This is a genomic window from Candidatus Endolissoclinum faulkneri L2 (genome assembly GCF_000319385.1).
Taxonomy (GTDB): Bacteria; Pseudomonadota; Alphaproteobacteria; order Thalassobaculales; family Thalassobaculaceae; genus Thalassobaculum; species Thalassobaculum faulkneri.
This window is the reverse complement of sequence record NC_019566.1, coordinates 238,460-253,456: the sequence shown is the minus strand read 5'-3', so window position 1 is coordinate 253,456 and position 14,997 is coordinate 238,460. Positions and strand designations below refer to the sequence as shown.

Here is a 14,997-nt window from a genome sequence, read left to right as displayed (position 1 = left end):
TGTCTAATATATTAAGACGACTGCTAATTTTACTCATCTACAAATTACGCTCGAATAATGCTAATTATTCTATTAGACATTTTTCTCGAAGAGCTATCACTAATAAGGCTATTTTGTTTTTAGTATTAAAATTAAATTTTTCATTACCTAAACCTAAATACAGAGCATTTATGATTATACAGAAGGTATTATAAATTAATAAATTTTTAATTTTTCATTGACTTATGACTAATTTTTTTCTTAAACGAATTACATTGGTAATTTTTCAATTATTATATAAAGCAAAGTTAGTAAAAATAAAATATCATCATAATCAAACAGTTATAAAGCTTAATCTCATGATTAATTTATTTTTTTTTTTGGTAATAGATACTGGCGCCGATAGCTGAAGCGTTAATCAGTTTTTTTTTGTATACAAAAAAAAATAAAACAGTATTTTTGTTAAAATTTTATTAAAAAATCAGAGAAATAAATAACAATTTATTAAGCAAAGCAACTAAAAAAAACAAGTTAGCTAAGAATATTAACAAATATCAAAAAAATACAAGAAAATCCAACATTTTACAAACGGTAAAAGACGAAGCAAGGATTAAAAAATTAAACGATAAAACACGTACTAAATATTGCTTATTTCCTCAACTACCAAGAAGCCCACGCTAATATTAGCCGACGATTCGATGAAAAAAACTATGAAAATTTATTCATATAACAATAGGAGATAGTATACATTAAGAAAATGAATTAAACCGTAAGTGATACAAAATTTAGCTATAAAGAAAGATCAAATTAATTATATTGTAAGCACAATACTAAAATATTATACCAAGGAATTATTCTTACGTTAATTTAAACCGTGATTAAACTAAAACTTAATTATACTTTACAAAAAATATATTGTATTAAGAATGTCTAAGTAAAAATCAATAACAAAACAATAACAGATAGTTAACGAAAAAAAATAATATAGTAAACAACGCATTAACGTCAATTAGCGTTTATGTTGTACCCCTCCCTAGGGGGGGGACTTAACTACCCAGTATTTCAAATATAAAAATATTAAGAGAATTTAAAAATAAAGCAATAACTAACAGGCAAAAGACAAAAAATTATTAAAAACTACCAATTTTATCTATTTGTAATTAACTATAATCAAATGTTCTGTAAAACATTCTCAGCGCTGGAAAGTTGATAACTACCCATAGGATCAATAAAAAGATGAGATATTATACTATCACTAACCACCATTGCGTAACGCTGAGAACGCACTCCCAAGCCAAGATGGGTTAAGTCAAGCTCCATGCCAATCTTTTTAGTAAACTCACCTGATCCATCAGCAAGCATCATAATTTTTTCATCAACACACTGATTCTTTCCCCAAGCATACATCACAAATGGATCATTCACGGCTAAACAAGCTATTGTAGCTATGCCACAGGCCTTAAAGTTGTCAACATTTTGCACAAAGCTTGGTAAATGTTTATCTGAACAAGTGGGAGTAAAGGCACCAGGAACAGCAAATATAACCACTCTCTTGCTAGCAAAGAGAGCATCCTTGTCAACATTTACAATTCCATCTGCCGCCTTGTATTGTAGTTTAATATCTGGAAGCTTTTCACCAACGGCAATCGTCATGAGTCTCTCTCAATAATAATTTATTTCATCACAATAAACTTTGTTTAAATCCAACAACAACAGTAATATACACAAAGTCTAATCTGATTTCAACCCTGAAGCTTGATCGATCGCCTTCTTTATCGCTGACGCTGAAAGCAATTCAGGCAAAGGAATGCCACCAGGCGCTATTGAGCTATAAACGGCATTGAAAGGAATCCCGTAGCGACCAAAAGAAGCAAGATATTTGGCGATCTTAGGATTTGATTTGCTCCAATCTGCTTCCATAGCTATCACCTTACGACGAGTTAGCATGCTAAGTGCTGGATCAGCCTCAATAATGAGCGACTTATTAACCTTGCAAGTAAGACACCAGTCAGCGGTTACGTTGACAAAAACTAATAAGCCATCCTTCACTAGTCGGTCAATCTCAGATAAATCAAATGGTCTCCAATTAATTAAATTTTCACTACGTGTAGTGTTATCAAAACGTTCCCCTCCAATATTCCGTGGAGCAGGCAATACAAAGACTACCGCAGGTACGATTATTAACAAAATAATCCCAATCCAAATGGAGTGCCTAGAATAAAAAAAGTACCGTAGTAAAGCAAACACTAAGACAGCGATAATCAGCAAAGCACTAATCACTAATGTCCAGATCTGTCCAATATGTCCAGCTAGTACAGTTAATAACCATACGATAGTAACTAACAAACCTAACGCAAGAATGCGCTTAAAAACAATCAGCCATATTCCCGGACGTGGGAAAATATAACCAATCGATGGAATGGCAGCTACTAATAGATAAGGCAATGCTAGTCCAACCCCCATGAGTAAGAAAATCAATAAAATCTCCACTATTCTGCCCTGTGCTAAGGCAAAACCTATAGCAGTGCCTAGAAAGGGCGCTGAGCATGGAGTAGCTAATAAGGCAGCAAAAATGCCCGTAAAAAAATTTTCTACTAAGCTAATACGGCAATATATCTTTTGCTTCTCGACATTCTCAACTAGCTTTGCTAAAGCTCGCGGTAAAGTAAACTCAAACCATCCCAATAAATTAATTGCAAATAATAACAAAATACTTATCATACTAGCCAGAAACAATGGCTGCTGAAAATGGATACCCCAACCAACAGTCAATCCAATTATTTTTAACCAAGCCAGTAATGCTCCAAAGAGGATAAAGGAGATGATTATCCCCCCTGCTGAGGCTAAAAATCCAAGACGAATGTCTCTACGCTCAGCCCCTGAGCATTGCAACAGTGCAAATAATTTTAGAGAAATAACAGGTAACACGCATGGCATAAAATTCAGAAGCAACCCGCCAAGCAGTGCTGGAACTAACATACTCCAAAGCTTATTGGGTGTTGAACCAGAAGTGATAATTACATTCCGCTCCACAAGGCTATTCCCTTCCGCCATAGTTAGGCGAAGATTAGATCCTACTAACTGAGCATTGTCTCTAATTTTTACTGGAAATTGAACCGTAGCCGTTTTAGCGTTATGAGATAGTAAAATCTTTGGCTTACCGTAGGATACCCCATCCGGCCCTTCAGGAAAGATATCTAACTTTTTGATTGCTTCAATTGACTGAACTGTTATTGTCAATTTCGGATTTTTATTATCAGTAAAGCCTTGCGCCGATAAAACTTTTAAACAAGTGTTAGGTACAGCTTTTGGCACTCGTGCAAGCCAGCGATTAAGCAAATAAGTAAATGATGTTGAACTTGGTAATACGTTTGGCAAATTAAGAAAAAGCGTATTCTCAATAGGCATACATATCTTGCCGCAAATAAGTGCTGTAACATGTGCCTTCAATTTTAATGGCCTCATCTTATCCGTCAAACGGGCCATAATCGGGTATACCACATGATCTTTATAGCCAAAAGTTTCCAAACCAAAAGAATTAAAACGTTTTGGTATCGGATAAAGGATCTTGCTGCCAGCTAGATTATCAGAACCTTCCCAGGTTATTTTGGGTGGATAGCCTACCTCTCCCGGCGAACGCCAGTAAACTTTCCAATTAGGTGCAAGCCGAAACTCCAAACCAAGCATAATTTCCGATCGTCCTTGAGTTCCAGATAAGGAGGAAATTAAGCGAATATCAGCAAATTCATTATGCACCCATGGAGAAATAGGCTCGGCTGCTTTGCTCTCATAGGAGAGCATCAGAGAGGTAAATATAACAACTAGCTGAAAAAAATAAAATCTCATTCGAGGTATCTTGAGCTAATATCAAAATTATATGCTTATACCAAGCAATTAAATTTTCAAAACAGAATCTATAAAATTTGAGATATTTATTTGCTGACATTAAAGATAAATTTACTACGGATAACATATATATTGTTTAGCTGTATATTTTATGAGTCTAGAGACGGGATAACATGGGTATAATATAGCATACCTTTTTCTATAAAAATATCCCGTATTTTATTCTTAAATGTGGTAATTAACATATAAAATCAAAAACTTAATTCATATAAAATACTGATATTTACATGCTCTGAGGATATTTCATTTATAAACCTAAAAATACTCAAAAAGAGGCTTGTAGTTTTATAAGTTGTTTCTTTTATAAACTCATGGTCCTAATTATTATTCAATAATTATTTCGCATTTTATATCTAGCATTAGATTAACTAAATCAATCATCAAGAATCAATTGACTAAAATAATAAAGCTCCTAGTTAAGTAATATATAAAAAGCAGTAAGCTGTTCAATTTAACTAAAGGGAAAATTAGTGTCAATAATTTTGGTGTTACCAAAATGAGTTAACAGTTAACTAATATTTTATTTGTATTTTTACGCGGATAACATGAAAATGATAGCATACAATGGTAATAAAATCGCGCACGATTAATAAAATAATACCAATGCTCATTAGTTAATGAATTAACAAAACTAAATAAAAATATCTTTTATTGCTTTATTATAATAATAATATATAAAATTATATGCCATCCACATATAGCGCATTAGACATTAATCACTTAGCATAAATAAGAAAAATCTAGATAAACACTAAATTAATCAGATAATGCTTTAATCTTACTTGTAAGATAGACATCTTACTGAAAAACTTAACTAATTTTTAAATTATAAATAGATAAAGTAAAAGGTTTTAGGCAAAAAATAAACAGCTAAAGCTAAACATAGCAATTAAATTAATAAAATCTAAAATACTGATTACAATAAAAACTAAAATATAAACACGAGTGAAAGTTGACTGCAGCCAATAGCTGGCTATCACAGCCTAAACTGTGTTGCTATTTAGCACAATATTTTTTTATTGAATAATTAAATCAATCCCACCAATATTTCTAAAATACTCTTTAAGTTAATATTTAATTAAAAATTAATTGCCACACAAAAAAGATTAAGCTAAACATTTCAATTTACTGTCCCACCTACCAGTACTATCGTTTTCAAAGTAGGCTGTCCAACACCAACTGGAACACCTTGACCATACTTGCCGCAAGTACCGATGCCTTCATCAAATTTCATATCATTACCAATCATAGTAATCTTACCCATAACATCTGGCCCATTACCAATCAATGTTGCTCCCTTAACTGCATGACCAATTTTACCATTTTCTACTCGATAAGCTTCGTTCATTGAAAAAACAAACTTACCAGAAGTAATATCAACCGACCCACCAGCGAAATTTACAGCATAGATTCCATGCCTTACCGATTTTAATATTTCCTCTGGATATAGATGACCAGCAGCCATATAGGTATTAGTCATCCTCGGTATTGGTGGATAAGCATGCGATTGACGACGCCCATTTCCTGTAGTCGAAAGACCCATAAGCCGCGCGTTCTGGCGATCATGCATGTAACTAACCAGTATTCCTTTATCAATTAATACGTTACGTCTAGATGGAGTACCTTCATCATCCACTGCAATTGATCCACGCCTATCAGGTAGCGTACCATCGTCAATGACGGTTACACCCTTAGCCGCCACCTGCTGACCAAGCATACCAGAATAGGCTGATGTGAGTTTACGATTAAAGTCACCTTCTAGTCCGTGCCCAACCGCCTCGTGTAACATAACACCCGGCCAACCTGGACCAAGAACCACTTCCATATCACCGGCTGGAGCTTCAATAGCACTAAGATTAACCAATGCAACGCGTAAAGCTTCATTAGCAGCGTGTTTCCAACTATCTGGAGTAATATAGCGATCGAAGGTCATTCGCCCGCCACAACCGTAATATCCAGACTCCATCTTCTTTCCATCCCCTACCACCACCTGAACATTAATTCGTACTAAAGGACGAACATCGGCAATATGCTGACCGCCGATCCGTATAATTTGCACAGCTTGCCATGAGCCTACAAGACTAGCTGAAACCTGACACACACGCGGGTCTTGGGCTCGAGTATAAGCATCAATATCTTTTAAGATATTGATTTTTAGTTCAGTAGAAAAGCCATGTAATGGATTATCAGAAATATAAAACGCTTTATTACTAATAATGGGACTAAGATCCATGCTACCATTATGCCCAGCATGAACTGCATGCACAGCGTCAGCAGCACGCTTAATAGCACCTTCGGAAAGTTCAGCTGCATAAGCAAAACCTCTAGCTTCCCCAACTACAGCACGCAAACCAAACCCTTGATTAATGTCAAAATTAGCAACCTTCAGTCAACCATCATCGAAAGTAAGATTTTCAATCTCGCTATATTCTAAGAATAATTCACCATCATCAGCACCATTGAGTGCGTCATTCACCATATCCTGTATACGAACCTTATTTAGACCAACTTTGTTAAAAAATAGCTGATCAGTTAACACCATATTAGACACTACGCTGCTCCTAAAATAAAATGGATTTTTATCTAAATGTATCGACTAAAATAACATCTGCAATCTAAGATCTAGTATATTTTAGAAAATAATTGGGAGGGGTTACTTATTTGTTGCTACAGTATTTGCAGATATCTTTTGCGTATTATTAAAAGTATTGTACTTGGGTGTTTATGGATAAGAATAAAGATAATTTCATTATATTCCATATAATATCGATAAGATAAAAGACCAAGTTTATTTTTACTACTTTGTTTTCTTTAATAATTGTAACATGACATACAATCTTATTCATTTATAAAATAAAAATACTCGCCATACTAATATTTACGATGGATTTATTTTTGTTATTCTCGGCCTACAAATAGTTAATTAATTTATTAGAACTAATACAGCATATAACAAATAAATAGTTAGTAACTAATTTTGTTTACTAATGGCAAACAAAATTACAAAATAATAATAATATTAATTCTAACTATAGTTTACTAAATAATCGACGATGGGAATAATAAATTTAACTCAAATACTTATCTAAAATGGTTTAACGTCCAGCATTAGCTCTTGCTAACCCAACGGCTACCTCCTCTTGAACTTTGGAAGCTAAAGCTTTACGCGATCCAGCTTCAGTTGCTGTTAAAGGTTGATGAAAGTCAATAACTACAGTTAGCTTACCCATAGCAGCAACAGTCCATAAATGTGGCAAAAAATCCATGTCGCCATACCAAGCGAATAACGGTCGCAAACTTCGTCCAAGTGGTACTTCATTTAGCATAGTATAAGCTATCGATACAGGCTGGATAACAAGCGGCTGTCCGCAAGACCAATGTTCAGCGACAGCAAAGAAAGAGCTCTTAAAAGGCATGACACGAATCCCATCACCACTAGTTCCTTCTGGAAACAATATTAAGTTATCACCCGACTTTAAGCGATCTGCTATATCAGCATTATGCTTTATGACAGCAAAACGTTTGCGTACAATAAAAATAGTACGCTGCAGTTTTGCCAAAATGCCAAATAATGGCCAACAAGCGATTTCAGCTTTCGCTATAAAACAGCCATTCACAACAGAACCTAAAGCAGTAATATCTAAATAAGAAATATGGTTAGCAGCAAATAACACCGGTCGTTCACGTACTTGATTACCACGCACTACAACATTGATACCGAGAATGGACGCACACATACGATGGTAAAACTTTGGCAAAATCTTAGCTAATCGAATCCGCAGCAATACCGCGACAAGTTGAATTGGTATTATAGCCAATGTTAACAGAATATAAGTTATTAGTAGTATGATGCTCCTAGTCTCCGAACAAATAATGGCCATGTCCTTGCTCAAGTAGCAATTGCTTTTCTACCTAATGAATTAATAGTATTAGGAAATCGCAGTTAGTCAAATTCGCTTCTACCATAGAAATCATAAACTATGGGATTCACGTTCATAATGTTTGTAGTATTTATTCGTCACTGCACTGGTTTGAACAATGACACAAACATCGATAGTATTAAATTGGCGGTCTATTACTGCACCTTCTCCGACAAAACCGCCAAGGCGCAAGTAGCCCTTAATTAATGGCGGTAGCCTAGCAAGTGCCCGTTTATTGTCAATTCTATCGACCGGTACACGATTCATGTTAACATTAAGATGATCCAACGCTCGCACCCGTAACAAATCTGGAGCCAAATGATAGTGATAAAGATAACTCAGATCAGCACTCACAGCATCTGGTATAGTACCAGGAAGCGAAGCACAACCAAACATCAATCTGATGTTGTGCTTGAATACATAAGCTGCAATGCCACGCCACAAAAGCTGCATTGTTGGCCGATTGCGATGATCCAAATCAACACAAGAACGACCTAGCTCCATAATTTGCCCAGGATAAGATAAGATCTTAGAAATATCGTATTCACCTGCTGTGTAAAACTCGCGATCCGATGGAAGAAGAGAACGTCGAAGCAGCCTATAGGTACCAACAACCGCTTTGCCACCAGAACCCTTACCATGATCCAAAACTAGCAAGTGATCAGCAATCGAATCAAAAGCATCAAAATCACGCTTCAGGACGCCCATATCACCAATTGGCCTTGCAGAACGCTCCTCGTAAAAGACCCTATAGCGCAATGCTTGGGAAGCATCGATCTCTTCAACATCCTGAGCTAAGCGAACTTCAAGAGTACCTGAGCTGATTGCCAGAAAGGCAGCATCTAGATTAGGTGTAACAACCTCAGGGCGTTCTTTTGTGTCAATCATGTGTGTTATCAGACATCCACAGTGATGTTTGGCGCAAAGACGTTTCTTAATTCGCATCACTTAAAGATAGTGGATCAATTCTCGATACCGTAGATTTTGCATGTCGTCATGACAAGTACAAATTCCTAGCCACTAGTTACACAAAAATTCTAGATTATTTTTAATATATTATTAATCATAATCTTTATATTTAGATCAGTCAAATGCATATCAATAAAATATTATCGTTCACTAATAACCGCGATCTTATCGCACAAGCATAAAATATAAAGTTAAAAAAATAATAACTATTATCAGCCAATTATAAAAAATTAATCAAAATTTTTTTTTGCATAATTGCAGTAAAGAATCAACAACTATTAACAATATTTTTTTGGGTAACTCAAATCCATGAACATTGTAATTAACTTGACTCTTTCTCCGAAAAAACAATTTTGATAAGGAAAAATGAATGCGGTACATCTTGCTCAATCGTAAGTGATTATATAACAATCAATTTTTACTTCCTTGTACAAGGAAGCATCTTACTATTTAATTTTTCAATTAAGAAACATTCCATATTCTAAGATTATAGCAAAAGGCTGCACAAAATATACTAAAAACTACCAAACATCGCTATAACTAAAAAGCATACCAAAATTAATTCAAAGATACAGGAGGACGCAGGTAAACAGGACGTAAAGGACCATCCGCTCCGATCGCTAGTCGATCTGTAGCCAAAATAGCTATCGAACGGATATCAGGCACATCGCATCTTTCAACGATATATGCGGTTTTTTTGGCCTCGATAGCTGCCAAGATAATAGTTTCGCTGGCGTTTCCTGCTACTCTGAAAGAAATAGTTGGCGACAAAGATACTGCCTCAGCAGCGGTGCGTAAGCACAATTCCCCTATAGGTCTACCATTATTTGCAAACCATTGGCAGGCCAGATTGCCATTTTTATTATCTAAGGCTACCAACAGTGGAATATTACTGTTGCCAGCAGAGTGGGCTATAGCTGTTATCGAGTCTATCGGCACAGTGCGTGTCCCGATTGCTAAAGCGATCCCCTTAGCAGCCGCTAAACCAATTCTTATTCCGGTAAAACTGCCAGGACCAACCATAGCAGCAACTGCGTCAAGTTCAGTAAAGTTACAACCGGCATCAGCAAGCACTAGCTCAATCATAGTTATCACTATCTCGGCATGTCCCTGGCTTATACGCAATACCTTGACAGCCAATGTTTTACCGGATTTTGCTACTGCTACCGAACAAGCAGTAGTATAGCATGAAATGGCAAGAATAAGGCTCACGTAACACTTCCGATATTATTATTGACCAGTCTTCTCATTTTTATAAAGAAATGCCCAACGCCAAATTATAGCGCAATCGCTAGTTTGATCAAACTAAACTTAACGTATTAAGCTAAGGTATTAACGTTAAACCGTACACCTTCTTATCAAATACTGGTTATTGGATCAACCAAACTTCACTAACTTTTAGCCAACCAGCAATGAACAACATTAAACAGCCAGTTATGTGGAAAAATCAAAATTAATTTTTAAGTCGATATTACAGAAAGCTAACCAAAAAACCGTCTATAACTAAAATTATAAACAATAAACTAAAATGAACAGTTTAATATTCCTTAAAAAGCTTGATAAATAATTATTAAGCTGAATAAAAATATCCGATGATGAATTAAATTTTAATTAATATAATGCAAAGACAGTTTGAAAATAAATAACAAACATAATTTGAAAAAAGCTTATGTTATAGTTGCGGCACTATTAAAAACTTAACTATTTATTGCGAATTAGTGGACTAATTTAGTAATTTTTAAGGTTGTGTTAGGTTTAAAGCTATACAATAACCTATAAATGGACATAATTATTTATTAGGTTATATCAAAAAAACTTCTTTTTCTAAATTACTCATTCATTACAATAATAGATCCAAATGTAGTTATTGAATATCCTTAATCACATTAGTAATAATCAATTGCTTCATTAGCAGCTCGTACTTCTCGAACTTCCGGAATGTAGTGGCGTAGCATATTTTCTATGCCCATCTTCAGCGTCGCAGTCGAGCTCGGGCAGCCAGAACAGGCACCATGCATTGTCAAAGTAACCACGCCATTCTCGTATCCGTGAAAAATTATATCTCCACCATCCATCGAAACAGCAGGACGCACTCGGGCATCAAGCAATTCCTTAATATGAGAAACAATCTTTTGATCTTCAGATTTAATCTGGCCATTGACTGATTGACTGATTTCTTCAGAAATGATCGGCTTGTCTGTAACAAAATGCTCCATAATTACACCAAGCAAAACCGGCTTCATAACATACCACTTTTTATCTGCTCTTTTGCTAACACTGATGAAATCTCCAGCAAGAAAAACTGTAGTTACCCCATCAACTCCTAAAATCGCTACAGCAAGCGGCGAACTGCCAGTGGCTTCCTCCATTGACCTAAACTCAGCAGTTCCATGCGCCATAACAGTACGCCCTGGTAAAAACTTTAAAGTAGCCGGATTAGGGGTTTCTTCTGTCTGAATAAACATTCACGTTTCCTTCTATTTTTAGTATAGAATTAAGCCAATGTAATTTCTAAGAGGTTTGGTTAATTTTTTTGGTAAAATAATGCACAATTAAAATAACAAACGCCTGACCATCCAAACATCTCGAAAATTGTTGCTTGTAGTCTAAAGAGAGAGCATAATGATCTTATGAAGTAATCCGCATCAGCAGTTTTTATAACCAGAATAAAGCTGTAAAAATATATTGACTTAGGAAGATTATACAATATAAATTTTATAAATACAATAATAAAAACATAACAAAAGTCTTGAGGGGGTTTTTACTATTGTTGAAAATTAACAGTTATCTAACAAATATATCGTGATATTATAACATTAGGCACTGTAAAAACTCACTGAATATTCAGCAAACTTTGCCTTGTAATTTTCCTGAATTAATTAAAATATATTTAAATACTAGCTAATTTATGCTCGGTAATTATGAATTACCTAATGTATACAAAAATGAATTACCTAATGTATACAAAAATGCTATAAAATACTAAATTTTATAGTATATTTTCATTAATACTCAAGATCATTATATCGAAAATACTCAAGATCATTATATCGAAAAAACTACTTGTAAAAGTGATCAGTTGAAAAGTGATTTAATAAGTAAACTTTTCCCGAGTAATACTGAATACTTAATTTAAGATATAACTGCATCCTAATAACAATCAGTTTTTGCAATTTACAAATATTCTTAAATTTTTAAATAATATCTTGTTAAATTAAGTCAAATAATTTTTCCCACGTTGGGGTTTTATAATTTAATCCATAATGAGACTAAACATTCATATAGCACATAGGAATAATACCCGCAAACGATATCGTTGGACTGTTGAAGTTATTGCTTTGTTTTCCGGAGCAATTACTTCTTTATCATTAGCTCCTTTACATTTAATACCTTTATCATTTGGTCACGCTGCTATTCTAGTGTTAGTTGCTGAAGCTACTAGCGTGCGTTTAGCTGCTTGGAGAGCTTGGCTGTGGGCATTCGGCTACCAAGCCTCTGGTCTGCACTGGATTAGTAATGCAATGCTTATTAACGCTAAAGATGATGCTTGGTTAATACCGTTCGCCAACATAGGACTGCCAGGGATATTGGCTTTATATGCTGCAATTGCAGGTGCTTTAGCAAAGCTCTTCTTTAGTAATGGTTGGAAACTTTGGATTGGTTTATCTGCTATATACTCAAGTGCCGAATGGTTGCGTGGCCATGCATTAACCGGCTTTCCTTGGAACTTACCCTCAGCTACGATTGATGGATGGCTACCGCTATTACAATCTGCTTCCGTAATCGGAAGCTACGGATTAAGTTTACTCGTCCTATTGGTTACCATGTTGCCTGCGCTTTGGATGGATCGCACAACAGCCACTCAACAAAAAATACTTACAGCAAGCATTACCTGCTTGCTGCTCATATTAATAATAGGCTGGGGTATATTGCGAATAGCAACAATTCCCAAATTAACCGATCCCAAGGGGGCTGTACCTGGTGTAGTAATTAAAATTGTCCAGGGAAACGTACCTCAACGCGATAAGTGGAACCCACTTTTGAAACCAGAACACATAAAACGCTATCTAAGAATGAGCAAAAGAAGAAGAACAGATAATATTCGTGCTCTAGGTTTAACTTGTGACTATATGCCTACCGTGGTTGTCTGGCCGGAAACAGCAGTTGCTTATTTAATGAATGATACGTCAAATTTGATGAGGGAGCTTTCTCTAAGCACCCCACATAAAGGTAACCTAATTTTTGGCGCACCTTATATCACCAAAAAAGCTAATAAGTATAAGTTATATAATCGAATTTTTGCGCTCGATTCTCAGGCAAACGTTGTTTGGACTTTCGATAAAACTCATCTCGTTCCTTTTGGTGAATATATCCCTCTGAGCAGAAAACTCGCGATCAATCGAATAGTACAAAATAAGTTAGACTTTACACCGGGAATCGGCCCACTAACCATGAATTTGCGGAGCGCACCGCCAGTTTCTTTGTTAGTTTGCTACGAAGCAATCTTTCCTGGTGAGACAGTTGACCCGAAACATAGACCATCATGGCTACTGAACTTAACCAATGATGCTTGGTTTGGTTGTTGGAGTGGGCCATATCAACACTTAGCAATATCCCGTCTCCGAACTATTGAACAAAGGCTACCGATGATTCGTGTAGCTAATACCGGCGTTTCCGCAGTAATCGATGCGGCTGGTCGAATTGTAACCAGCATCTCAGTGGGGATAACCGCTAGTATTGATACGCCTCTACCTGCCGCGTTGCCAAAACCGATGTTTAGCAAAACTGGCGATATACCGTTCTTTATTATGGTTTTATCATTATTGTTGATTGGAAATTACCAGCGATTTAGAACAAGTCGCAGAAGATTCATAAGTTGATTTGTTGAATCTATAAAGCTCTATTTTGATATTATCACAGAGTGCAATTACTTTGGGTTAAGTATGATACAGAGCTACACTAAAAACTAAAGCTTGGAGGAAATTTTATCAACTCTTCGAAAAGAACTAGCAAAGTGATGCAAAGCAATCGCTGCGACAGCTGAAACGTTAAGTGATCTAATCGGTGCCTTAGTTGGTAAATAAGCTAGTTGATTGCAAGTTTCGCGAGTCAATCGGCGAAGACCAGCTTCTTCTGAACCTAAAATTAAGGCAACTTTTTCACACCAATGCAGATCTTCCAATTCTACCGATCCTTTTTCGTCGAATCCTACACAGTAAAAGCCAACTTCTTTAATTTTGCGCAATGCACGAGCCAAGTTATTGACTCGTACAAGCGGAATAACGTCGAGTGCACCAGACGCGATCTTGGCTACCAAGGCAGTTGCTTTAGCGGTGTAGCGATCCTGAACAATTACCGCATCAGCGCCGAATGCTGCCGAAGATCGTAGCACTGCTCCGAGATTTTGTGGATCAGTAACTTGGTCAAGTACTATTAACAACCTTTGTTTGCTCGAAGTGGTTAGGGCTTCATCAAGATTAACGCTACGTAGCGAGTCAACCCAAGCTACTATTCCCTGGTGTACGACGTGTTGCCCCACTATAGCAGAAATCTCTTTAATTGTACCTAGTTTAGGCTTAGGCAAAGTCTTATATCTTGAATCTGGCAATTTAGATAGTAAGATCAACAATTTCTCAGCCGTTTCAGGGGAGCATATCAGCGCGCGTATTCGACGTAGAGGATTTGCTAGAGCAGACATTACCGCATGGAAACCAAACAACCAGTAAGAATTATCCCTCTTCTCATCCTCAACACTCCGAGAGACTTTTAAAAATTTTTTTAAGCTTCCTAAAAATTCTAAATTAGAATTATTGATTTTTGGAGTTTTTGATAAGCAAGCAACGTATTTTTTTTTCATCGAAATATTGTACCAAACAACAGTCCTTGATCAAGAATCAAATTAGCTATGCATTCATTTACAATCATTTTCATTCGTAATTAGTCGTTGACAAACACTCAAAAACTAACATATGGAATTCTTCATGTCATAATAACTAATTTAATGGGGAATTTTGGAATGTCATGGGGCTTGCCAATAAAAGCAATTCTTGCGTTTGCTTAAATTTTTAGGTGGGGTGGCCGAGTGGTTAAAGGCAGCAGACTGTAAATCTGCCCGCGTGTGTGCGTCCGTAGGTTCGAATCCTACCCCCACTACCACTCATTAATGTCCACTTATCTATTATCAACTTGACAGATCCTTGGTATTAATGGATTTGTTTTTTTT

The 14,997-nt window shown here is 35.9% G+C and carries 8 protein-coding genes, 1 tRNA gene and 1 pseudogene; 2 read left to right on the top strand and 8 right to left on the bottom strand.

Annotation, left to right across the window (positions count from 1 at the left end; translation table 11 throughout):
* Nucleotides 1-1,149: 1,149 nt before the first annotated feature.
* The 7 genes and pseudogenes from A1OE_RS00850 to A1OE_RS00820 form a co-directional block, all read right to left on the bottom strand.
* A complete protein-coding gene (locus A1OE_RS00850; RefSeq protein WP_015087965.1) occupies nt 1,150-1,632 on the bottom strand; it encodes a peroxiredoxin in 483 nt (160 codons plus the stop codon).
* Between the two features lie 78 nt (nt 1,633-1,710).
* Nucleotides 1,711-3,780: a protein-disulfide reductase DsbD family protein gene (locus A1OE_RS00845; RefSeq protein WP_015087964.1), complete on the bottom strand. Its 2,070-nt coding sequence runs from the start codon at nt 3,778-3,780 to the stop codon at nt 1,711-1,713.
* 1,225 nt (nt 3,781-5,005) lie between these two features.
* Nucleotides 5,006-6,436, bottom strand: a pseudogene (tldD, locus tag A1OE_RS00840) (metalloprotease TldD).
* A 544-nt stretch (nt 6,437-6,980) separates the two neighbouring features.
* Nucleotides 6,981-7,778, bottom strand: coding sequence for a lysophospholipid acyltransferase family protein (locus A1OE_RS00835; RefSeq protein ID WP_237737658.1), 798 nt, complete (start codon nt 7,776-7,778; stop codon nt 6,981-6,983).
* Nucleotides 7,779-7,856: 78 nt separating this feature from the next.
* Nucleotides 7,857-8,693 (bottom strand): GNAT family N-acetyltransferase, encoded by an 837-nt coding sequence (locus tag A1OE_RS00830; RefSeq protein WP_044283192.1) that lies wholly within the window; start codon nt 8,691-8,693, stop codon nt 7,857-7,859.
* Between the two features lie 639 nt (nt 8,694-9,332).
* Nucleotides 9,333-9,986, bottom strand: coding sequence for a tRNA (adenosine(37)-N6)-threonylcarbamoyltransferase complex dimerization subunit type 1 TsaB (gene tsaB / locus A1OE_RS00825; protein ID WP_052312384.1), 654 nt, complete (start codon nt 9,984-9,986; stop codon nt 9,333-9,335).
* 674 nt (nt 9,987-10,660) lie between these two features.
* On the bottom strand, nt 10,661-11,239 hold the full coding sequence (locus tag A1OE_RS00820; protein ID WP_015087954.1) for a NifU family protein: 579 nt from the start codon (nt 11,237-11,239) through the stop codon (nt 10,661-10,663).
* A 798-nt stretch (nt 11,240-12,037) separates the two neighbouring features.
* Between A1OE_RS00820 and lnt the strand changes: the two genes are divergently transcribed.
* The gene (gene lnt / locus A1OE_RS00815; RefSeq protein WP_015087951.1) at nt 12,038-13,654 is read left to right on the top strand and encodes an apolipoprotein N-acyltransferase; all 1,617 of its coding nucleotides are present in this window, start codon (nt 12,038-12,040) and stop codon (nt 13,652-13,654) included.
* Between the two features lie 86 nt (nt 13,655-13,740).
* On the opposite strand, the gene rlmB is transcribed toward lnt, so the two are convergent.
* Nucleotides 13,741-14,631: a 23S rRNA (guanosine(2251)-2'-O)-methyltransferase RlmB gene (rlmB, locus tag A1OE_RS00810; RefSeq protein WP_015087950.1), complete on the bottom strand. Its 891-nt coding sequence runs from the start codon at nt 14,629-14,631 to the stop codon at nt 13,741-13,743.
* Nucleotides 14,632-14,842: 211 nt separating this feature from the next.
* On the opposite strand from rlmB, the gene A1OE_RS00805 reads away from it, so the two are divergent.
* A tRNA-Tyr gene (locus A1OE_RS00805) sits at nt 14,843-14,930 on the top strand.
* The last annotated feature ends 67 nt before the right edge of the window (nt 14,931-14,997 follow it).

Coding starts and splice junctions, on each gene's coding strand:
- A1OE_RS00850 (WP_015087965.1), bottom strand. CDS start 1,632: ATGACGATTGCCGTTGGTGAAAAGCTTCCAGATATTAAACTACAATAC.
- A1OE_RS00845 (WP_015087964.1), bottom strand. CDS start 3,780: ATGCTCTCCTATGAGAGCAAAGCAGCCGAGCCTATTTCTCCATGGGTG.
- A1OE_RS00830 (WP_044283192.1), bottom strand. CDS start 8,693: ATGATTGACACAAAAGAACGCCCTGAGGTTGTTACACCTAATCTAGAT.
- A1OE_RS00820 (WP_015087954.1), bottom strand. CDS start 11,239: ATGTTTATTCAGACAGAAGAAACCCCTAATCCGGCTACTTTAAAGTTT.
- lnt (WP_015087951.1), top strand. CDS start 12,038: ATGAGACTAAACATTCATATAGCACATAGGAATAATACCCGCAAACGA.
- rlmB (WP_015087950.1), bottom strand. CDS start 14,631: ATGAAAAAAAAATACGTTGCTTGCTTATCAAAAACTCCAAAAATCAAT.